The following is a 20,137-nucleotide window of genomic DNA, read 5'->3' as shown; positions in this document are numbered from 1 at the left end:
CGAGACGGCGAGCGAATGGCGGGACTCGCTCCCGTCATCGATTGCCCTTCGTCGGCAGCATGAATCTCATGCATGACATGCATTAGGCGATTTCACTTGCTTCATGGCAACGGCCCCCGTTAAATGACGTGCTCAGACGCACGACATTAAATAACGGAGACAAACCCCATGACGCAGATCGATCCTCGCACGCGTCTTCTTCTGGAAGCGCCCATCGTACCGACCGTCTTACGACTGGCGGCCCCCAACGTTTTAGTGATGGTCGTGCAGGCCTCAGTCGGACTTATCGAAACCTATTTCGTCGGCAAGCTCGGCAACGACGCGCTTGCCGCGATGGCGCTCGTCTTTCCGATTCTCATGCTGATGCAGATGAGTTCTGCCGGCGCGATCGGCGGCGCCATTGCATCGTCGATTGCGCGAGCGCTCGGCGCGCGACGCCGGGACGATGCGGATGCACTGGTGATTCACGCGATGCTGATAGCGCTCGGCTTCGGCCTCGCGTTCACGACGGCGCTGCTGTCGGGCGGCCGATGGCTATACACGCAAATGGGCGGCACCGGGGCGTCGCTCGACGCTGCGCTCATCTACTCGGACTGGATATTCGCCGGTGCCGTGCTGGTCTGGCTTTTCAACGCGTTGAGCGCGGTGATTCGCGGCACCGGCAACATGGCCGTGCCGGCTAACGTGACCGTCGCGGGCGCGGTGGTGCTCATCCCGCTATCGCCTTTGCTTATCTTCGGCTGGGGGCCCATTCCCGGCATGGGCATCGCGGGCGGCGCGATGGCGCTGCTCCTTTACTACCTCGGCGGAACGCTCGCGCTCTGGATGTATCTGCGCTCGCCCAAGAGCCTTCTCAGGCCGAAGCTGGCAGGCGTTCGGCTTCGCTGGCCACTGTTTCGAGACATCTTGCGTGTCGGTCTCGTCGGCGCGATTGCAACCGTGTCCACCAACTTGTCGATTGGTATCGCGACTGCGCTGACGGGGCATTTCGGTCCGGACGCGATCGCGGGTTACGGCACCGCCGCGCGCCTCGAGTATCTGCTGGTGCCGCTCGCGTTCGGCTTTGGCGCGCCGCTGCTGGCGATGGTCGGCACATGCATCGGCGCCAATGACAGGGAGCGCGCGCTCAGGGCCGCGTGGGTCGGCGCCGTGATGACCTTCGCAATCACGGAGGCCATCGGCCTCGCGGCGGCGATCTTTCCGCGCCCCTGGCTGCTGTTGTTCGGCAACGAGCCCGCGATGCTGGAGGCCGGCGTGCAATATCTGCGCGCGGTCGGTCCGCTGTACGGGTTCTTCGGTCTCGGACAGGTGCTGCATTTTGCTTCGCAAGGCACGGGACGCCTGAAGTGGCCCGTGATCGGCAACCTCTTGCGCCTGGCCGTGGCCGGATTCGGGGGATGGCTTTCCCTGCGCTATGGCGGCGACCTGGTACATGTATTCCTGGCGCAGGGCGCGGCGCTCGTGGTGTACGGTCTCGTCATCGCTGGCACGATTTCCGGCGGCGCGTGGTTCGGACGCGTGGGTTGGCCGTGCAGCACATCGGCGTTGATGCGGCGGCTGTCGTCGACCTGACGTCATTGAAGGAACCCGGTTGCCGGGATCGGTCTCGTCGATGAAGACCCGTCGCGCTAACTTCCGATCACGAGAAAGATCTCGCCGACCGGCGCCTTCGATCCATTCGGCACCACGGCCTTCAGCGGAAATCCATACGTGCCGCGAAAGCTCACGAAGCGCCCGACCTGCACGCGAATCCCCGCCCCGACGCTCGCCAGCGACGCATCGTTGACTTCGCCGAATTCGGCGATGCGATTCCACACGTGGCCCGCGTCGAAGAACACGAACGGCTGCATCGCCGCGATGCCCGCCGATATCGCCGGCGCGCGCAGTTCCGTCTGCAGGTTCCATCCGCGATCGCCCTGCGCAGCGTACGGCTCATAGCCGCGCACCGTGGCATCGCCGCCCAGACCGAGCTCCTCGCTCGGCAACAGCGTGCTGCCCGTCCACTGAAAAAGCCCGCGCGCCGACACCGAAAAGCCCGACGTGCCGAGCGGCATGTCGCGCTGCGCCGACAACTGCATGTACTGATAACGCGGCTTCGCGCCGAGGCGCGCGGCATCGTAGGCTTCGTCGTTGCTGTTGCTGTCGAAATAACCCGGACTCACGAAGAGCGATGCATTCAGATGCGTATCGCCGGAAACGTCGCTCTTCGAAAGATCGTAGGCGACGACGAACTGATGTATATGCGTGTTCGCATTGAACACCTGAAAGCCGCCGAATTCGAGGTCGTTGTTCGAGCGCTTGAAGTCATAGCCGAACTGCACTTGCTGCTGCCACGCGCCCGCGTGATCGAGCGGCGGCAAGCGCCAGTCGTATCGAAAGCTGATCTGCGAGCTTAGACCGGTTTGCCCGTAACTGTCCGGCAAACGCGGCGTGCTCTGCGCGAACACGCCGAACAACTCGACGCGATCGAGCCACGGCAAGGGCGCCACGACATTGAACGCGTGCGCGATGTAGCGCGGACGATCCGGCCGCCCTTCGATATCCGGATTGCCGCTCAGAAGATCGTTACTCGCGGTCATCTGATAGCCGATGCGCGCATCGATGCCGAACAGATTGCCGTAATCGAATCCCGCGAGAATGCGATCGCGGCCGAGATCGCGCACGCCGTCGTTGTTATAGCCGCCGTAGATGCGAAACGGAAAGCGATCCTCGGTTTGCAGCACGACATCGGTCGTATCGTGCGCGGCGCCCGGCGCATAGATCGCATCCACGCGCCGGTACGGATTCGCGTTGAGCAGCGCGAGCCCCGAAGCGATATCGCTTTCGCGGATCGGCTCGCCGCTCGCGAGCGGCATCTCGCGCATGAGCAGCGCATCGGAGAAGTAGCGATTGCCCTGGGGTATCACACGCCCCGCGCGAAACTCGGCGATGACGATCTTCACGACGCCATCGCTCACGTCCTGCTCGGGCACGTACACATCGACGAGCGGCTGGCCCGCGGCGCGATATCGCTGCACGACCGCGCGCCGTATCCCGGCGAGACGCGCGAACGTCAGAGGCTTGTGGAGATCGGCCGAGAAGCCGTCGAGAAATTCGCGCGTGAGCAATGGCGCGCCCGTCGCGGTGATCGCGTTGTTGGCCGCCGATTGCGTCGTCGGCTCCGCGGCATCCGCGCGCACGAACGCGATGCCGCGCAGATCGCGGATTGCGATGTCCTGCGAGTCATCGCGCGGCTCGGGCCGCGATGGCGACGCGCGCGGCCGTTCCTCGGCGGGCGGCGCAATCGGCGCGACATCGCGATACGACTGCGCGGCGGCATCGCGTGCAGGAACGATGCAGACGATCGCAGCCGACACGACCGTCGCGGCAACGCGTGCGCGTTTCAATCGATTAGTCGCGCGCGGCGATCATGAAGCATGTATCCTCCGGCGTTCGTCGCGTGGGTCGGCTTCGCATGGTATCAGCGATGTCGCGGAACGTTTCGTGCAGTAAGCGTATCCATCGCGGTTCACGTAGAAATGACGCCGGGCGAATCATTCGACATGTAGAAATCACCGCCTCACGCGCGACGCATGTGTCGAACGCACAACCCATCTATGATTCGAAGACGATCGGCTCGATGACCAGCCGAAGCCGCATGACCAGGACAGGGATGGACAAAACCTCCACCGCAGATATCGACGCGCAATGCGCGCGCGAGCCGATCCACATTCCCGGCGGCATCCAGCCTCACGGCGTGCTCTTCAGCGTCGATGCGCATTGCCACATCCTTCAGGTGAGCGCCAATGTCGCGCAGTTCGCGCACATCGCGCCCGACGCGTGCCTCGGCCTCGCGCTATCGGCCGTGCTGGGCGAGCCCGCCGCCGAACGCGCGAGCGCGGGCCTCCGCCAACTCACGCGCGATGGCGCGACGATCCACGCCGGCAACGTGGTGCTCGACGGCTGGACGCTGCGCGGGCCGGTCGCGATCGTCGTGCATCGGCATGACGGGCTGCTGTTCGTCGAAGTCGAACCGGCGCAGGACACCGCCGATGTGTTCTCGACCATTTACCCGCTCGTGCGCTCCTTCGTCACCGAAGTGCAATCGATGCGCACCATCGAGCAGCTCTGCCAGTTCGCCGCGGATGAAATCGCGCGCATCACCGGATTCGGGCGCACGCTCGTCTATCGGTTCGATGAAGAAGGCAACGGCAACGTGCTCGCCGAAGCCGTCGAGCCGGGCTATCCGTCGTATCTGAACCAGCACTTTCCGGCGTCGGACATTCCGGCGCAGGCGCGCGAGCTGTATCGCAGGAATCGCATTCGCCTCATCTCGAACGCCGACTACGAAGCCGCGCCGCTCGTGCCCGCGCTGCATCCGGCGACGGGCCGCCCGACCGATCTCACCTACGCGTCCTTGCGCAGCGTGTCGCCCGTGCATCTGCAATACATGCGCAACATGGGCACGCTCGCCTCCATGTCGATGTCGATTCTCGTCGACGACAAGCTGTGGGGCCTGATTTCCTGCCATCACGCGACGCCGCGCCTGCCGCCGTTCGAAGTGCGCACCGCGTGCGAGCATGTCGCGCAGATCGTCTCGCTGCAGATCGAGGCGCGCGAGTCGCAGGGCGAGGCGCACTACCGGCTCGAACTGCGCCGCATGCTGTCGAAGCTGCTTTCGTCGATGGCCAACACCGACAGCTTCGTCGACGCGCTCGTGAACGACGCATCCGATCTGCTCGGCTTCACGCGCTCGTCGGGCGCGGCGGTGATCTTCGAAGGACGCACGTCGCTCATCGGCGTGACGCCGGGCGAGCATGGCGTGACGGCGCTCGTCGACTGGCTCGACGATCAGAGCGAGGACGTCGTGATGTCGGATCGCGCCTCGCAGGAATGCCCCGCGCTCGCGGATTCGTCCGACGTGGCCGGTTTTCTCGCGGTGTCGATCTCGAAGATTTACCGCAACTACGTGATCTGGTTCCGCCGCGAAGTCGTGCAGACGATCGAATGGGCCGGCGACCCGCGCGCGAAGCTCACGGGCCTCGCGGATTCGCTGTCGCCGCGTGTGAGCTTCGATACGTGGACCGATGTCGTGCGTCATCGGTCCTTGCCGTGGCGTCCGGCCGAGCGCGAGATCGCGCTGGAATTCCGCGCGGCGGTGCTCGGCATCGTGCTGCGGCGCGCGGAAGAGATCGCGCAACTCGCGACCGAACTGGGTCGCGCGAATCACGAACTCGAAGGATTTTCGTACACGGTGTCGCACGATCTGCGCGCGCCGCTCAGGCATATCGTGAGCTTCGCGGACCTGCTCGGACAGATCGACGGCGAGAAGCTGTCGGAGCGCGGGCGCGGCTATCTGGAGCGCATCGTGACGTCGGCGCGTTTCGGCGGCCGTCTCGTCGACGATCTGCTTTCGTTCGCGCAACTCGGCCGCGCGGCGCTGCGTCCGCACAAGGTCGATGTCCACGCGCTCGTCCATACGGTGATCCAGAACGATATCGAAGAACACGCGTCGGCGCGCGTGCACTGGAAGGTGGATGCGCTGCCGTCCATCGAGGCGGATCTCGTGTTTCTGCACGTGGCGTTCGCGAACATCATGTCCAACGCGGTGAAGTTCAGCGCGCAGCGCGACCAGCCGACGATCGAGATCGGCGCACACGATGGCGCGGGCGAACTGGCCGGCCACGTCGTCTATTTCGTGCGCGACAACGGCGTGGGCTTCGACATGCGCTATGTCGACAAGCTCTTCGGCGTGTTCCAGCGCCTGCACGTGAACGAAAAGTTCGACGGCACCGGCATCGGCCTGGCGAACGTGCGGCGCATCATCGAGCGGCATGGCGGCAAGGCCTGGGCCGACGGCACGCCCGGTCAGGGCGCGACTTTTCATCTGGCGCTGCCGAAGCAGTTTCGCCCCGAGAGCGGCGTGCGGCGCGACACGGCCGCGTCCGCGCTGGCGCGGCTCGCGGCGGGCACGGGCGGCGCGGGGCATGACATCGGCCAGCTCGTCAGACGTTCGGAGCAGGAGAAGAAGTAGCGCGCAAAGCAAAAACGGCCGCGATCTCATCGATCGCGGCCGTTGCGCTTTGATGACGCTCCGTGGCGCTTAGAAGCGGTGACGCAGACCCACCGTCGCCGCGACCTGATTCTGCGTCGACGACGGCGACAGCGTGTTGATCATCGCGACGTTCGCGCCTGCATTGCCCAGATCCCCCGACGCGTGCTGATACACGCCTTCGACGTACACGTCGGTGCGCTTCGAGAGTGCGTAATCGGCTTGCAGCGATGCGGTATGCCACTTCGGATCGCCCGAACCGTTCGCGCCCGTCACCTTGCCGTCCGTGAACGTGTACGAGGCGTTGAGGCTCAGTGCCGGCGTCAGCGCGTAGCGGCCGTTCAGCTCGAAGTTGTTCAGATGCAGATTCGTGTTGCCCGGCAGCGCGACCGTCGTGCCGCCTTGCGACGCGGCGAGCAGGTTGTCGTAATGGGTGTTGGTCCACACGAAGGCGACCGTCGCCGGGCCGTACGTGTAGTTCACGCCCGCGCCGAACGTGCGCTGCAATTCGGCCGTCAGATTGGCGTTGTTGCCCTGACCCGCCGAAACCGCGCCGCCCGCATTCGCGTTGCCGCGCGAGTTGTTCGTCTGCAAATAGGCCGCCGCGAAGTTCAGCGGGCCGTTGCCATACGAAGCGCCCGCGCTCCACGCACGGTTGTTCGCGAACTGACCGGCGTCGTTCGAGAAGCCGTACAGGCCGCCGAACTTGAAGCCCGCGTAACTCGCGCTCTGATACTTGACCGAGTTCTTGATCGAGAACGAGTGATCGAGGTTGTCGTTATCGAACGGGTGCGCGGCCAGGTTGTTACCGTAGCCCGCGCCGGATTCCGCGAACGGCGACAGATAATCAACCATCGAATCATATTGGCGGCCGAGCGTGACCGTGCCGTATTGATCGTGTTGCAGGCCGACATACGCCTGGCGATTGAACATCGTGTTGCTTTCGTTGAAGCGGCCGTTATTGAGGTTGAAGCCGCTCTCCAACTTGAAGAGCGCGTGCAACCCGCCGCCCAGATCTTCGCTGCCTTTCAGGCCGAAGTAAGTATCGGAAACCGCGCCGCTGCCTTGCTGCCAGTTGTTATGGCCGCCGGAGTTGTTCGTATAGACGAGACCTGCGTCAAGCGTGCCGTACAACGTAACGCTACTCTGCGCGTGGGCTGCTACTGCGAACGTGCCGAGAATGCCCGCGATGAGAAGGGTTTTTTTCATGGTTCTCTAGTGTCCTGTTTAAAGCGAAAGCTTCCGGGGTTGACGAACCGTATCGATGGCCGTTTGCCCTCGTGAAACTGGGACACACTTTATTCGACGGACAACCGAAGTGTCGGCGTATCGCGCGCAATAATCATTTGCCGATTCTGCAACCGGGTGCGCAAATCCTTCATATTCGTTTAAGGTCAAGCGCTTAGCCCCGCCAGCCGGCCTTCGACGATGATTCTTCTGTTGCACATCGACGACGTTATTGGTGCGGATTCTGGAGAACTCCATTTCGCCTAATGCGGTTTATAACGAACGGCGGTATTTGCTAAGCTCGTTCGTGTCTACAGGTCTCCGAAGCAGATATTCTGAGGACACGGGGCGGTTTCGCGAGAGGAGACCGCCCCGTTTTAATTCGTCTTTTCGGATTCGATTCCGATTCTTCGACTGCCCGCATAGCGCACTTCAATATGCGCGTTTTAGCCTCGCGCATAATCCCGTTTCGTCCCAAATAATCAGGTACCCGAACCATTTGGTAGAATGCAGGGGATTTTCTTTCATTTGCCTGTCGAAACGCTATTCATTCGCATCGATACCGCCGATATGTTCTTGAGAATATCTCGATGCCTTGAAATTTTTGCGAGAGTTCCCGCCGATTCGGAGCGACGAAGTTACAGCCGTCGCCTCGACGTTCGGCAATTAGAGGGAAACTTCTTCAAGAAATGTAACTGCCTGTCAAACGTTTGCCGTGGCATGCGGCGGTCATCGGACATCCGGAGTTTCATTTCGAAACAAATTGAATTGCCTTGAATCGCCTCTCCGGAACATTGATTGCTTAAATAGAGGTCTCTGCAAATCCAGCCGGAATCAGCAACATGAAAAGAAACGCCGATGCAACCACCGTCCCAGCCTTTCGACAGCGACGCCCAGCGCAACTCGCGGAGGGCGAACTAAAACACCTGGAACGGATCCTGGCGAGTTTCGTCGAAGGCAGCACGTCCTCGGACCGTCTGCCCGCCAGATACTGGAACATGCGCATTTCGCAACTGGATGAGGATTACGATCTCGTCCCGTCGCAGAGTCATCGTGTGGCTTCGCTTCAACGCAAGCTCGCGTTGCTCGATCAAGCACTCGACACGGCCGCCGACGCTCAGGACGGTCAGCAGAGCCGGCGCGTCGCCGCCTGACTTCGCTCCTCATCGCACGACGGCATCACGAGGCCGCTCGCACCCATTCATCGACGAATGTGCGTGCCGCCGTATGCGCGCTCATCAGCGCGTCTTCAGCCGACGTGAAACTCGAATAGCGCATGCTTTCGATGCACAGCGGCGAAAACGCTGTAACCGGTCTTCCCGAACGGCTGATGGTTACGATCGCCAGATAGTGCGTCGCGCCGGGAGCAGGCACGAGCCTGTGACTGGTTTCGATCGCGACTTCGAGCACGAAGCCTTTGTGGTTGTACGACCGGATCATCGGAGCACCCCGTCACGCTGAGACGACGCAAAGCCGCGCACCGCAACGATGCACGGCGTCTGATCGTGCCTTCAGCACGAGACGTTCCCGTGCACGGCCGTGATGTGTGGCGCTTATCTGGCGCGGCGCATCGCCGTGCGGGCGACATCGGCGGCGAGATCGGCGCGCAGTTCGGCCCATTTGCCGAGCAGCGTGGCGTCGTCGGTCAGGAAGTACGGCGTGTGCGCCCACTGCTTCACCTTGCCGCCCGCAACGACGAGTTCGAAGATGCGCATGTCCTCGTCGTCGCTCACGCCCATGCGCACGAGTTCCCGCAGCGAGAGGATATCGTGCAGCGCGACCGTCTGAATGCCGACCCCGTGCAGCACCGCCATCACCGTCTTGCCGATGCGCCATGCCGCCTCGCGGCTGTCCGCCAGAACGAACGCGACGCTCTCGAGCGGCGCCTCGAATTTCAAGCGGTACAGGCGAGACTTACATTGTTCACTCAGTTGCGTGTCCATATTGCTCAAGCCTGCGCTCATCGCCGGAGGCTGAAAATACGGCGTCTCGTGCGATTGAGAGCGGTGTCGTCGAAGTGGATGTGAAGATTGATCGCGGCCTTGATCGCGGCCTGGTTCGCCTGCGTCGCTCGCTTGGAGCCATGCATTGCAGGAGTTGTTCCCGCACTAGCATAGGATGCCGCGTGCGCGAGCGTATGTCCGATTGCACTGCCCTTCGAACATACGCCCGCGCATGGGTTCGTGAAAGCCCGATGGCCGTGGCGCTACCCGCTCAGTGATTCAGCTCCTCCAGACGCAATCCGTTGGTTTTCGGCCCGAACAGCCCGATCGCCAGCGCGACCAGCAACATGCACACCGTGATGCCGACGAACACGCCCGGCACGCCGAAGTCCTTCAGCAGCGACGCGATGATGAAGCCCGACATCATCGCGCCCGCGCGGCTCGCCGAATACACGATGCCGCTCGCACGGCAGCGCACGGCCGTCGGAAAGAGCTCGGTCTGATACGCGTGATAGCAGACCGAGATGGTTTGCCCCGCAAGCGAGATCAGCACACCGAGCGCGATGAGCGCGGCGGGCGATTTCATCTGCCCGAACGCGAGACCGCTCGCGATCACGACGAGCGCCCCACCGACGATCAGATACTTCCGCTGAATGCGGTCGGCGTAGAGCATCGCGAGGAGCGGTCCGACAGGCAGCGCGAACGCGATGACGAACGAATACAGCAGACTCTTCGTCACGGTGACGCCCTGGCCGATGAGCAGCGTCGGCACCCAGTTGGCGAAGCCGTAATACCCGATCGCCTGACAGAAATTGAAGACGACGAGCATGATGAGACGCGAGCGATACGGCGCATCGAACAACTCGCGAATCGACGCGCGCCGATGCGCCGGCTGCTCGACGACCGGCGCGGGCGGCGGCAACGCGGCGCCCGATTCGCGCTCGACCACGCGCTCGATCTCGCTCACGACGCGTTCGCCTTCCTCGTTGCGGCCATGCATCGCGAGCCAGCGCGGACTTTCCGGCACCGCGCGCCGGATGAACCAGACGACCACCGCGCCGACCGATCCCGCGAGCACGACGATGCGCCATCCATCGAGGCCGAACACGGTTTCCGGCACCAGCCAGTAGGACAGCAGCGCGGCGACGGGCGCGGCGGCGAACATCACCATCTGATTGAAGGCCATCGCGCGGCCGCGCATGTGCTGCGGCACGAGTTCGGTCACGTAACTGTCGATGGTGATGATCTCGATGCCCACGCCGATGCCCGTCACGAAGCGCCAGAAGATCACGCCTTCGGGCGTGGTCTGGAACGCCATGATCGCGGAGCCGACCGAGTACCACAGCAGCGAGAACGTGAACACGCTGCGTCGCCCGTAGCGGTCCGGCAACCAGCCGAAGAAGAACGTGCCGATGAAAAGCCCCGCGAACGTCGCCGCGATGAAACCCGCCATGCCCGTGAAGCCGAAGAACGCGTGCGTGGTGGTTTGCAAGAGGCCGCTCTTCGCCATGCCCGGCGCGATATAGCCTGTAAAGATCAGATCGTAGATTTCGAAGAAGCCGCCGAGCGAGATGAGAAACACGAGCATCCACAGATGCCGCGTGATCGGCAGCCGATCCATGCGCGCGGAGATCTGCGCACCGGGCGTCGTGGCGACGCGAATGTCGGGCGATGCGAGCGGCTCGGCGATCGCGCTGAAGGTTGGTTGCATTGCTTTGTCTCCTGAGTGGGCGACGGCGCCGGCTTTTATATGCGCTCGCCGCGATGCTTCACGCCGTGACGTTCTTCCTGAGTTGCCCCAGCACTTCGTCCGTATGCTCGCCGACGCGCGCGAGCGGTTGCCGCACGCCGGGGCGGCGTCCGCCCATCGTGAGCGGCAGCAATACGACGTCGGTGGTGCCGCCGTCGTCGGTCTGCATCGGCACGAGTCCGCCGCTCGCCTTCAGATGCGGATCGTCGAGCAACTGTTCGGGGCGCATGATCGGCGCGTACGGAATGCCGGCCGCTTCGAGCTTCGGCGCGAGTTCGTCCGCGCGATGATTCGCGAGAATCTCGCCGAGCCGTTCGAGCAGATGCGGCCGCACCGCGACGCGCATCGCATTGGTCGCGAAGCCGGACTCCTGCGCCAGATCGGGGCGTTCGAGCACGTCGCAGAGTGTCACGAACTGCTTGTCGCTCACCGCGCCGATGAAAAGCTGCTCGCCTTCGGCCAGCGTGAACACGTCGTACACGCTCCACGCCGATACGCGCGATGGCATCGGCGGCGGCGCCTCGTGCGTCATCGCGTATTGCTGCATGTGTTGCGCGGAAAGAAACACGCAGTTCTCGAAGAGCGCGCTCTGCACCTCCTGGCCGCGTCCCGTGAGATCGCGCTCGCGCAGCGCGGCGAGCACGCCGATCGCGCCGAACATGCCGCCCATGATGTCGTTCACCGACGTCCCCGCGCGCAGCGGACGGCCCGCCGGACCGGTCATGTACGCGAGGCCGCCCATCATCTGCACGACTTCATCGAGCGCGAGGCGCTTTTCATACGGGCCCGGCAGGAAGCCCTTATGCGACACGTAGATGAGCTTCGGATGCGCCTTCGACAGCGTGTCGTAGTCGAGCCCGAACTTCGCCATCAGTCCGGGGCGGAAGTTTTCGAGCAGCACGTCGCATTGGCCGATCAAATCGATCGCGGCTTCACGCCCCTCTTCCGTGTTGATGTCGATGACGACGCTTTTCTTGTTGCGATTGAACGAGCGAAAGAAGCCGATGCCCAGCCCCGGCAGATTGCGCGTCTTGTCGCCGCCGGGCGGTTCGATCTTGATGACTTCCGCGCCGAGATCCGCGAGGATCATGCCGCAGGTCGGGCCCATCACCATATGCGTGAATTCGATCACGCGCACGCCTTCGAGCGGCAGGGTTGAATGACTCATATCGTCCTCAGGCTTCGATTGCAGCGGTTGATTCGTACGTGACCGGCAAGCCCGCGAGCGCGAGCGCGCCGCGCAGGGTTTCGCCGTCGAGCCAGCGCGCGAGCTTCGCGCGCAGGTTGAGCAACGCGGAAATGTCGATGCCGGTATCGATGCGCATATCGGCGAGCATGAACGCGAGATCCTCGCTCGACGCATTGCCGCTCGCGCCCGGCGCATGCGGACAACCGCCGATGCCCGCGAGCGTCGCATCGAAGCGCGCGACGCCGGTTTCGAGCGCGGCGTAGACGTTGGCGAGCGCGAGGCCGCGCGTGTCGTGGAAATGGCCGCACCAGAAGCGCTCGCCCGCGATGACACGCGCCTTCTCGAAGAGATCGCGCACCGCAGACGGCCCGGCATAACCGACCGTATCGGCGATGGAGACGCGGTCCGCGCCGGCATCCAGCAACGCCTGCATGCAGCGCAACACATCGGCGGGATCGACGCGGCCCTGAATCGTGCAGCCGAACGCCGTGCCGATGCCGCCTTCGATCATCGTCTTCGAACCCGACGCATCGCGCGCCGCCCTCATGCGCGCCACGTCCGCGACGACTTCCTCCGGCGTCTTGCGCAGGTTCGCGAGGCTGTGCGCGCGGCTCGCGGAGAGCGGCACGAGCATCAGATCGGCTTGTGTTTCGATGGCGCGCTCGGCGCCCTTGAGATTCGGCACGAGCACGGAGACGAAAAGCCCCGGCAACGTCTTGGCGTAGGCGACGAGTTCGGCGGTATCGGCGAGTTGCGGCAGGAGGCGCGCGGGCACGAACGAACCGACTTCGATTTCGCGCTGACCGGCGGCGTAGGCATCGCCGATCCATTCGAACTTGCGTTCGGTCGGCACGATCGTCCGAATGCTTTGCAGGCCGTCGCGCAGGCCGACCTCACGGATCACGGCGCGCTGTGGGAACGCGGGCATGGCTTTGTCTCCGAGTCTTTTGTGTGTATGGTCTCGACTTTAGAGATTCCGCAAACGCCATTAAAGCGGTAATTTGGAAGGCTCATGCTTCCCGTTCGGAACGTCAGAGGAGTGGTCAGCCCATGCGCGATATCGACCTGAAAACGCTGCGCCTGTTCGTGACGGTCTGCGAGCACCAGAACATCGCGCGCGCGGCGCAGGAATCGCATATCGAGCCTTCGGCGATCAGCAAGCGCATCGCGCAACTGGAGACGTCGCTCGGCGTGCCGCTGCTATCGCGCTCGCGGCGCGGCGTCGAACCGACGCCCGCGGGCATCGCGCTGCTGGAGCACGCGCGCAGCGTGCTCTTCACGATGGAGCGCATCGCGAACGATGTCGCCGCGTTCGGCGGCGGTCTGATGGGGCGCGTGAGCATTTGCGCGTCGGCATCGGCGATTGCGGAAGCGCTGCTCGACGATATCGCGTCGTTCATGCGCGAGCCCGCGAATCAGAACATCAAGGTCGATGTGGAAGAGCGCCTGTCGCACGATCTCGTGCGGCAACTGCGCGAAGGCGTGGCGTCGGTCGGCGTGTGCTGGGACAGCGTCGATCTGCGCGGCTTGCAGCATCGCGCGTATCGGCATGACCGGCTCGCGCTCGCGGTGCCCGCCGATCATCCGCTCGCGCGGCGGCCTTCGGTGAGCTTCGAGGAATCGCTGGACTTCGAGCACGTCGGTCTGCCGCCCGCGACGGCCGTTCATACGATGCTGCAACGCGCGGCCGCGCAGGCGGGCAAGACGATGTCGTATCGCGTGATCGTGTCGAGCTTCGACGCGGCGTTTCGCGTCGTCGCGGCGGGACTGGGCATCAGCGTCGTGCCGATGGAAGTCGCGGGAACGTATCGGCAGGCGCTCGGCGTCGAAGCCGTTCCGCTTTCCGATGCGTTCGCGAAACGGCGCTTCGTCGTGTGCTTCAGGGATTTCGAAGCGTTGCAGCCGGCGGCGCGACGCCTCGTGGAGCATCTGGAAACGCGGGCCGCGCGCTAACGCGGCGCGTCGCAGAACACGGTTTGCGCGTCCTTCTTCTCGAATGTCAGATTGACGGATCGCGCGCCGCCCGGCCGCGTGCAATGCGGCTTGCCTGCGGGCACGGTGAGCAATTGCCCCGCGCGCAGTTCGACGGCGCCTTCCTCGAATTCGATGACGAGCGTGCCTTCGACGGCGACGAAAGTCTCGTCCGAATTCGGATGAAAGTGCCATCGATAAGGCGCGTCCATCACGCTGATATGGACATCGTGATCGTTGACGCTCGAGATGACGCGGTTCATGTAGCCGTCGCGGGCGGCATCGGCGATGGCTGCGTAGTCGATGGTTTCGCTCATTCGTTGAGGCTAACGCGGGTGGGGCCGGCGTTACAAACGAATCTTTTTAGCGTCGATGTGAGCGGGATTGTCCATTCAAGCACCGCCCGGAAGCCCCGCACCATCCCCCCGCCCCATGATCGCCGCAATATTGCCGATGGCCGGCTCCGCGAAACGCACCGGCCGCGCGTCGAGCGGCAGCGGCGCGGGGCCCGAATCCGTCGCGCGCTGATAGACCGGCAGCGGCGGCGCGCTCTGCGCGCTCGATGCGACCGGGAACACCGGCCCGCCCACGATCCCCACGCCGATGAACGGATGCGCCTGCGCCACCGTCACAAGGCCGAAAGTCAGTTGGGCGGCCACCATCGCGTATTTGATCGCTCTCATTTCCCGTCTCCTGGATTGCAGTTGTTTGTCGATGGAAGCATTCTGCCCAACGAAAATGAGCGAAAAATGAGCGCGCGAAAGACGCGAATCATCCGAGGGTTCGGTGTCGTCTACACTGAAAAATCGGCGCTCACTGACGATCCTCCCCATGCACAGCCGATTCACCGCGATCCTCACCGCCCTCGCCGCCGCCGCGCTCTTCGGCGCGACCACGCCGATCGCGAAGGCGCTGCTCGGCCCGATGCCGCCGTTCATGGTCGCCGGCCTGTTTTATCTCGGCAGCGGCGTCGGCCTCGGCGCGATCCTGCTCGGCCGCGCGTTCATGCGCGCGACAAACGAAGGCCTGCGCGCGCGGGAAATCGCATGGCTCATCGGCGCGATCGCGTTCGGCGGCGTCGCCGGGCCGGCTCTATTGATGCTCGGACTCACAAGCACGCCGGCCGCGACGAGTTCGCTTCTGCTCAATCTGGAAGGCGTGCTGACGGCGGCGATCGCGTGGATCGTGTTTCGGGAGAACGTGGATTTTTCCGTGTTTCTCGGCATGGCCGCGATCGTCGCGGGCGGCGTCGTGCTCGCCTGGCAGCCGGGCGCGGCGCACGCTACGACAGGCGCGCTCCTGATCGCGCTGGCGTGCCTGTGCTGGGCCATCGACAACAACCTGACGCGCAGAATCTCGACCGCCGACGCAATGCTGATCGCCTGCGCGAAGGGCCTCGTCGCGGGCGCGGTGAATCTCGGCATCGCGCTCGCGATGGGCGCGCATCTGCCCGCGCTACACATCGTCGCCGGCGCGATGACGACCGGCTTCGGCGGCTACGGCGTTAGTCTCGTGTTGTTCGTGATCGCGCTGCGCGGTCTCGGCACGGCGCGCACGGGCGCGTACTTTTCGGTCGCGCCGGTCTTCGGCGTCGCGCTCTCGCTCGCGATGTGGCCGCAGACGCCGGGCGCGTCCTTCTGGATCGCCGCCGCGCTGATGACGCTCGGCGTATGGCTGCACGTGCGCGAGCGCCACGAACACATGCACACGCACGAGCGGCTCGAACATACGCATCGGCATGTGCATGACGAGCATCATCGGCATGTGCACGACTTTCCGTATTCCGGCGACGAGCCGCATACGCATCCGCACGTGCATCTGCCGATCACGCATTCACACGCGCATTTCCCCGACATTCATCACCGGCACGCGCACAAGCACGGCTAGAACACCTTGCCCGGATTGAGCAGGCCGAGCGGATCGAGCGATGCCTTGATCGCGCGCATCGACGCGATATCGGTTGCGCGGCGCGCGAGGTGCAGATAGTCGCGCTTCTTGATGCCGATGCCGTGCTCCGCCGATATCGAGCCTTCGAACTCGCGCGTGACGTCGTAAATGACGGCATCGATGTCGTCGTGATCCTGCTTTCCTCGGCCGGGAAGGTCCACGACGATATGAATATTGCCGTCGCCCAGATGGCCGTACGTCATCACGATCGCATCGGGCCAGCGCGCGCGCAAACGCGCTTCGCATTGCGCGGCCGCGTCGCCGACCTGCGCGATCGAGAAGCTCACGTCGTACGCCGCGTAGTTCGGGATGAAGCGATCGTATTCGCCGGGCGCGTCGCGGATCGCCCAGAAATCGCGCGCGTGCGCTTCGTTCGACGCGATCGCCGCATCGGTCACGGTGCCCGCTTCGAGCATGGCGCCGAGAAATTCCTCGAAGGCTTCGCCGTGCCGGACGGGATCGGTGCCGACGCTTTCCAGCAGCACGTAGAACGGATGCGCATCGGCGAGCGGCGCGCGCAGATTCCCGAGATTGGCGATGACCGTATCGTGATAGCCGGCCCACATCACCTCGAACGCGGACACGCCCGGCGCGAGACTCGCCTGCGCGCGCGTGAGCAGCGTGGTGACCGCGGCGAAATCCGGCAGCCCGCACCATGCGGTGGCGGTCGCCGTGGGCTTCGGGCGCAGACGCAATACGACGCGCGTGATCACCGCGAGCGTGCCTTCGCTGCCGATCAACAGGTGCCGCAAGTCGTAGCCGCTGTTGTTCTTGATCATCTTGTTCAGCCCGCCGACGATCTCGCCGCTCGCGAGCACCGCTTCGACGCCGAGCACCTGATCGCGCATCATGCCGTACTTGATGACGCGATTGCCGCCCGCGTTCGTCGCGAGATTGCCGCCGATGGAGCAACTGCCGCGCGCGCCGAGATCGAGCGGAAAGTAGAAGCCCGCCGCGCTCGCCGCTTCCTGAACCACTTGCAGCGGCGTGCCGGCCTCGACGGTCATCGTCGCGGAGATATCGTCGATCTCGACGATGCGGTTCATGCGATCGAGGCTCAGCGCCACTTCACCGCCGAGCAGATTCGCGCCGCCGACGAGTCCCGTGAGACCGCCTTGCGTCACGACCGGCTGCTTGTGCTTCGCGCAGATGGCGAGCGCCTGCGCGACTTCATCGGTGGAGCGCGGCCGGATGATCGCGAGCGGCGTCGCACCGGGCAAGCCGCTCCAGTCCGCGACGCGCCTGTCGCCGAATTCGTCGGGCAACGCCACGACCTGCGCGCCCAGCGCTTCACGCAATGCCATTACTGCTTCGCTTGCCACCATGCGTCGTCTCCGTTCGTTGCTTCGCGTCGATGTCAGATGCGACAGTTTGAACCAAAACGCGCGAGAATTACCGGCAATCATCCGGGAGAAACGCGACGATGGAACGGACAGACTACGAAAGCGCGCTGGCTCAACTGACGGGCGCGGCGGAACTGGTCGCGGCAAGCCTGAGTGGAGATCAACGCGCTCAGGCGTTCGAGATGCTGGCGTTTTTCCGGCTGCGTCAGGCGCGCGCCGGCGAATTGCGTGCGCCGCTCACATCCGACGACGAGCTCTTCAGGGACACCGCGATCGCCGCGCTCACGATGGCCGGCAGGAAGGAATTTCTCGCCGCGGCCGCGTTGCTCGAACAGGCACGCGGACTGGCTCGGAGTTAGATGCCGGCTGGAACTAGAACAACTCGGTGTCCAGCGGCAGCAGGTTGATCCACTTGACTGCGGTGCGCCGCTCGACGCCATCGTCATGGATGGACCGTATCATCACGCGCTGGCCGCGCGCCTCCCCAAGCACTTCGACGATCCTGTTGTGATATCGCGCAAGCGAGCCGCGTAACGGCTTGCGCTTCCTGCTGTTGCGGGGAGAAACTGCGGGCATTGGACGTGACAGCGATTTATGACGGCCACATCATAACGATGCTCACGCCCGCACTCAAATATTCAACCTCATTATTGTGAACCGCCACACCATGCGTCGAATCACTGTCCGGACTTCGCCCGTTCATGGCCGGGGCGTTTTCGCTCTCGCCGATCTGCCCATCGGCGCGCTGCTCCTCGAATACAAAGGCCAGCGACTGTCGTGGAAAGAAGCGCAGCGCATGCACGCGAAATCGACTGCGGGAGACGGCCATACCTTCCTCTTCGGCCTCGATGACGGCAGCGTCATCGACGGCGCGCGCGGCGGCAATTCCGCACGCTGGCTGAACCACAGTTGCGCGCCGAACTGCGAAGCGGAGCAGGACGGCGAGCGCGTGTTCATCCGCGCGATCCGGCCGATCGGGAAGGGGCAGGAGTTGTTCATAGACTATTGCCTGACCGTCGATGGCCGCCGCACCGCCGCGTTGAAGCGGCTCTATGCCTGCCGATGTCTCGCGTCGAGCTGCCGGGGAACGATGCTGTCGTCGCGCAAGTAGCGTTCGCGCTGCATCTCCGCGGGCTCGCGATCCGTATCGTCGAACGAGGCGACATGGGTCGCGAGACCATCGGCATAGTCATGAATACGGCAAGTGAATCGCGAAGCGCAATGCTATATTGCGCGACATACCCAGCCCGAAGCGCAGCCCGGCTCATTTTGCCCATGACGGACAACACCTCAGGCGGCACCGAGAACTTCGCCCCGGATTCCTCCGACGACGCCGGCCGGCTGCGTCGCGAGCGCGCCAACCAGATGCTCGCGAACGTGGCGAAGGGCGACGAGCGCGCGTTCGCCGAGTTGTATCGCGCGACATCGCCGCGCGTGTTCGGCGTGATCGTGCGCATGATCCACGACCGCGGCGAAGCGGAGGACATCCTGCAAGAGGTTTTCGCCACTGCTTGGCGCCGCGCGGATACCTTCGATCCGGCGCGCGGCAGTGCGGTCACCTGGCTCGTCACGCTCGGGCGCAATCGTACGATCGACCGCATGCGGCAGCATCGCGAGGAACTGCTCGGCGAGAACGACACGACCGAGATCGCCGACGAATCTCCGACGCCCGCCGTCGCCGCCGAATCCAGCCAGGAGCGGCAGCGGCTCGAACAATGTCTCGACAGGCTCGAACCGCAGCAGAAGAGTGCGATCCGCGAGGCCTTCTTCACCGGCGCGACGTATAGCGAACTGGCGCAACGGCTCGCCGTGCCGCTCGGCACGATGAAAAGCTGGATTCGCCGCAGCCTGATGCAACTCAAGACCTGCCTCGAACAATGAACACGCCCGCCCGCGACGACGACGACGATCAGCGCTGCGCCGAATACGCGCTCGGCGTGCTCGATGCGCAGGAACGCGCCGCGCTCGAAGCGGATGTGTCCCGCGATCCGGCATTGCAGCGCGCGCTCGACGACTGGCACCAACGGTTCGCGCCGCTCGCCGAAGACATCCGTGCGATCGCGCCGCCGGAGCGCGTATGGACGCGCATCCGTCGCGATCTGGGGTTCATGACGCCGCAAAGCACGCCGGAACGCAAGCGCTGGTGGGACAGCCTGAGCGTCTGGCGCTGGCTCACGATCGGCGCGAGCGTCGCCGCGCTGGTGCTGCTCGGCGTGACCTTCAACTTGTTGCGCCAGCCGCCGCAAGCGCCGCCGACGACGGCAGCCGTGCCGAGCGAATATCTCGTCGCGACGATCGCGCGCAAGGACGGCCTCGTGCACTGGACCGCGACTGTCGACTTGCGGCGCGCGCGCATGGTCCTCGTGCCCGCGTCGCGTGCGGCGGTGCCCGCGAATCGCACGACGGAACTCTGGCTCATCCCGCCGAACGCGAAGCCGATCGCGCTCGGCGTCTTCCCTGCCGATCAGCCCGCGACGATGACACTGCCGCCGGAGATCGTCGCGCAGATGAACGCGCAGGCCGTGCTCGCGGTATCGGACGAACCGCCGGGCGGATCGCCGACCGGCGCGCCGACCGGCACAGTCCTCGCGACCGGCCAGATGCATTCGACCTGACGATTGCTTTCTTCGTGCGCCGACTGCTGTCGGCGCATGTCCACTTTTCGTTCGTCCCCATCACGCTGCATCCGCTCGTGTGCGGCATCCGTATTGCTCTGTGAACGCATGTTTGCGGAGC

19 protein-coding genes are annotated in these 20,137 nt (G+C 64.3%); 9 read left to right on the top strand and 10 right to left on the bottom strand.

Features of this window, described 5'->3' with window-relative positions; all coding sequences use genetic code 11:
* Positions 1-168 precede the first annotated feature (168 nt).
* A complete protein-coding gene (locus tag QCE73_RS21940; RefSeq protein ID WP_309883552.1) occupies positions 169-1,572 on the top strand; it encodes an MATE family efflux transporter in 1,404 nt (467 codons plus the stop codon).
* A 56-nt stretch (positions 1,573-1,628) separates the two neighbouring features.
* Here the strand turns inward: QCE73_RS21940 and QCE73_RS21935 are convergent, their stop codons facing one another.
* Positions 1,629-3,386: a ShlB/FhaC/HecB family hemolysin secretion/activation protein gene (locus QCE73_RS21935; protein ID WP_309883551.1), complete on the bottom strand. Its 1,758-nt coding sequence runs from the start codon at positions 3,384-3,386 to the stop codon at positions 1,629-1,631.
* A 266-nt stretch (positions 3,387-3,652) separates the two neighbouring features.
* Here QCE73_RS21935 and QCE73_RS21930 point away from each other — a divergent pair, with 266 nt between their 5' ends.
* Positions 3,653-6,013, top strand: coding sequence for an ATP-binding protein (locus QCE73_RS21930; RefSeq protein WP_035504501.1), 2,361 nt, complete (start codon positions 3,653-3,655; stop codon positions 6,011-6,013).
* A 69-nt stretch (positions 6,014-6,082) separates the two neighbouring features.
* Here the strand turns inward: QCE73_RS21930 and QCE73_RS21925 are convergent, their stop codons facing one another.
* Positions 6,083-7,240, bottom strand: coding sequence for a porin (locus tag QCE73_RS21925; RefSeq protein ID WP_035504368.1), 1,158 nt, complete (start codon positions 7,238-7,240; stop codon positions 6,083-6,085).
* 860 nt (positions 7,241-8,100) lie between these two features.
* Between QCE73_RS21925 and QCE73_RS21920 the strand changes: the two genes are divergently transcribed.
* The gene (locus QCE73_RS21920; protein WP_075583895.1) at positions 8,101-8,412 is read left to right on the top strand and encodes a hypothetical protein; all 312 of its coding nucleotides are present in this window, start codon (positions 8,101-8,103) and stop codon (positions 8,410-8,412) included.
* Positions 8,413-8,437: 25 nt separating this feature from the next.
* On the opposite strand, the gene QCE73_RS21915 is transcribed toward QCE73_RS21920, so the two are convergent.
* The 5 genes from QCE73_RS21915 to QCE73_RS21895 form a co-directional block, all read right to left on the bottom strand.
* Positions 8,438-8,698, bottom strand: coding sequence for a hypothetical protein (locus QCE73_RS21915; RefSeq protein WP_035504365.1), 261 nt, complete (start codon positions 8,696-8,698; stop codon positions 8,438-8,440).
* 113 nt (positions 8,699-8,811) lie between these two features.
* Complete coding sequence (locus QCE73_RS21910) at positions 8,812-9,156, bottom strand: hypothetical protein (protein ID WP_309883550.1); 345 nt, start codon at positions 9,154-9,156, stop codon at positions 8,812-8,814.
* Between the two features lie 316 nt (positions 9,157-9,472).
* On the bottom strand, positions 9,473-10,912 hold the full coding sequence (locus QCE73_RS21905; RefSeq protein WP_309883549.1) for an MFS transporter: 1,440 nt from the start codon (positions 10,910-10,912) through the stop codon (positions 9,473-9,475).
* A gap of 58 nt (positions 10,913-10,970) precedes the next feature.
* Complete coding sequence (locus QCE73_RS21900) at positions 10,971-12,119, bottom strand: CaiB/BaiF CoA-transferase family protein (protein WP_309883548.1); 1,149 nt, start codon at positions 12,117-12,119, stop codon at positions 10,971-10,973.
* Between the two features lie 7 nt (positions 12,120-12,126).
* Complete coding sequence (locus tag QCE73_RS21895) at positions 12,127-13,068, bottom strand: hydroxymethylglutaryl-CoA lyase (RefSeq protein WP_309883547.1); 942 nt, start codon at positions 13,066-13,068, stop codon at positions 12,127-12,129.
* 122 nt (positions 13,069-13,190) lie between these two features.
* On the opposite strand from QCE73_RS21895, the gene QCE73_RS21890 reads away from it, so the two are divergent.
* Positions 13,191-14,093, top strand: a complete 903-nt coding sequence (locus QCE73_RS21890) for a LysR family transcriptional regulator (protein WP_309883546.1) — start codon at positions 13,191-13,193, stop codon at positions 14,091-14,093.
* On the opposite strand, the gene QCE73_RS21885 is transcribed toward QCE73_RS21890, so the two are convergent.
* Positions 14,090-14,428, bottom strand: a complete 339-nt coding sequence (locus QCE73_RS21885; RefSeq protein ID WP_309883545.1) for a cupin domain-containing protein — start codon at positions 14,426-14,428, stop codon at positions 14,090-14,092. The genes QCE73_RS21890 and QCE73_RS21885 overlap by 4 nt on opposite strands.
* A 75-nt stretch (positions 14,429-14,503) precedes the next feature.
* Positions 14,504-14,794 (bottom strand): hypothetical protein, encoded by a 291-nt coding sequence (locus QCE73_RS21880; RefSeq protein ID WP_309883544.1) that lies wholly within the window; start codon positions 14,792-14,794, stop codon positions 14,504-14,506.
* Positions 14,795-14,942: 148 nt separating this feature from the next.
* Here QCE73_RS21880 and QCE73_RS21875 point away from each other — a divergent pair, with 148 nt between their 5' ends.
* A complete protein-coding gene (locus tag QCE73_RS21875; protein WP_309883543.1) occupies positions 14,943-15,998 on the top strand; it encodes an EamA family transporter in 1,056 nt (351 codons plus the stop codon).
* Here the strand turns inward: QCE73_RS21875 and QCE73_RS21870 are convergent.
* Positions 15,995-17,383, bottom strand: coding sequence for an FAD-binding oxidoreductase (locus QCE73_RS21870; protein WP_309883542.1), 1,389 nt, complete (start codon positions 17,381-17,383; stop codon positions 15,995-15,997). The genes QCE73_RS21875 and QCE73_RS21870 overlap by 4 nt on opposite strands.
* 98 nt (positions 17,384-17,481) lie before the next feature.
* Between QCE73_RS21870 and QCE73_RS21865 the strand changes: the two genes are divergently transcribed.
* The 4 genes from QCE73_RS21865 to QCE73_RS21850 all read left to right on the top strand — a co-directional run bounded on the left by QCE73_RS21865 (position 17,482) and on the right by QCE73_RS21850 (position 20,016).
* A complete protein-coding gene (locus QCE73_RS21865; protein ID WP_309883541.1) occupies positions 17,482-17,760 on the top strand; it encodes a hypothetical protein in 279 nt (92 codons plus the stop codon).
* Between the two features lie 308 nt (positions 17,761-18,068).
* Positions 18,069-18,512, top strand: coding sequence for an SET domain-containing protein (locus tag QCE73_RS21860; protein ID WP_309883540.1), 444 nt, complete (start codon positions 18,069-18,071; stop codon positions 18,510-18,512).
* A 164-nt stretch (positions 18,513-18,676) separates the two neighbouring features.
* Positions 18,677-19,282, top strand: a complete 606-nt coding sequence (locus QCE73_RS21855; RefSeq protein WP_309883539.1) for a sigma-70 family RNA polymerase sigma factor — start codon at positions 18,677-18,679, stop codon at positions 19,280-19,282.
* Positions 19,279-20,016 carry an anti-sigma factor domain-containing protein gene (locus QCE73_RS21850; RefSeq protein WP_309883538.1) on the top strand — a complete coding sequence of 246 codons (738 nt, stop codon included), beginning with the start codon at positions 19,279-19,281 and terminating at the stop codon, positions 20,014-20,016. Before QCE73_RS21855 ends, QCE73_RS21850 begins: the two co-directional genes overlap by 4 nt.
* Positions 20,017-20,137: the final 121 nt, after the last annotated feature.

Source organism: Caballeronia sp. LZ029, from assembly GCF_031451275.1.
Classification (GTDB): domain Bacteria; phylum Pseudomonadota; class Gammaproteobacteria; order Burkholderiales; family Burkholderiaceae; genus Caballeronia; species Caballeronia jiangsuensis.
Note: the sequence above shows the minus strand (reverse complement) of the source record. Positions and strands in the feature narration are given on the sequence as shown.

Coding starts and splice junctions, on each gene's coding strand:
- QCE73_RS21940 (WP_309883552.1), top strand. CDS start 169: ATGACGCAGATCGATCCTCGCACGCGTCTTCTTCTGGAAGCGCCCATC.
- QCE73_RS21930 (WP_035504501.1), top strand. CDS start 3,653: ATGGACAAAACCTCCACCGCAGATATCGACGCGCAATGCGCGCGCGAG.
- QCE73_RS21925 (WP_035504368.1), bottom strand. CDS start 7,240: ATGAAAAAAACCCTTCTCATCGCGGGCATTCTCGGCACGTTCGCAGTA.
- QCE73_RS21920 (WP_075583895.1), top strand. CDS start 8,101: ATGAAAAGAAACGCCGATGCAACCACCGTCCCAGCCTTTCGACAGCGA.
- QCE73_RS21915 (WP_035504365.1), bottom strand. CDS start 8,698: ATGATCCGGTCGTACAACCACAAAGGCTTCGTGCTCGAAGTCGCGATC.
- QCE73_RS21905 (WP_309883549.1), bottom strand. CDS start 10,912: ATGCAACCAACCTTCAGCGCGATCGCCGAGCCGCTCGCATCGCCCGAC.
- QCE73_RS21900 (WP_309883548.1), bottom strand. CDS start 12,119: ATGAGTCATTCAACCCTGCCGCTCGAAGGCGTGCGCGTGATCGAATTC.
- QCE73_RS21895 (WP_309883547.1), bottom strand. CDS start 13,068: ATGCCCGCGTTCCCACAGCGCGCCGTGATCCGTGAGGTCGGCCTGCGC.
- QCE73_RS21890 (WP_309883546.1), top strand. CDS start 13,191: ATGCGCGATATCGACCTGAAAACGCTGCGCCTGTTCGTGACGGTCTGC.
- QCE73_RS21885 (WP_309883545.1), bottom strand. CDS start 14,428: ATGAGCGAAACCATCGACTACGCAGCCATCGCCGATGCCGCCCGCGAC.
- QCE73_RS21880 (WP_309883544.1), bottom strand. CDS start 14,794: ATGAGAGCGATCAAATACGCGATGGTGGCCGCCCAACTGACTTTCGGC.
- QCE73_RS21875 (WP_309883543.1), top strand. CDS start 14,943: ATGCACAGCCGATTCACCGCGATCCTCACCGCCCTCGCCGCCGCCGCG.
- QCE73_RS21870 (WP_309883542.1), bottom strand. CDS start 17,383: ATGGTGGCAAGCGAAGCAGTAATGGCATTGCGTGAAGCGCTGGGCGCG.
- QCE73_RS21865 (WP_309883541.1), top strand. CDS start 17,482: ATGGAACGGACAGACTACGAAAGCGCGCTGGCTCAACTGACGGGCGCG.
- QCE73_RS21860 (WP_309883540.1), top strand. CDS start 18,069: ATGCGTCGAATCACTGTCCGGACTTCGCCCGTTCATGGCCGGGGCGTT.
- QCE73_RS21855 (WP_309883539.1), top strand. CDS start 18,677: ATGACGGACAACACCTCAGGCGGCACCGAGAACTTCGCCCCGGATTCC.
- QCE73_RS21850 (WP_309883538.1), top strand. CDS start 19,279: ATGAACACGCCCGCCCGCGACGACGACGACGATCAGCGCTGCGCCGAA.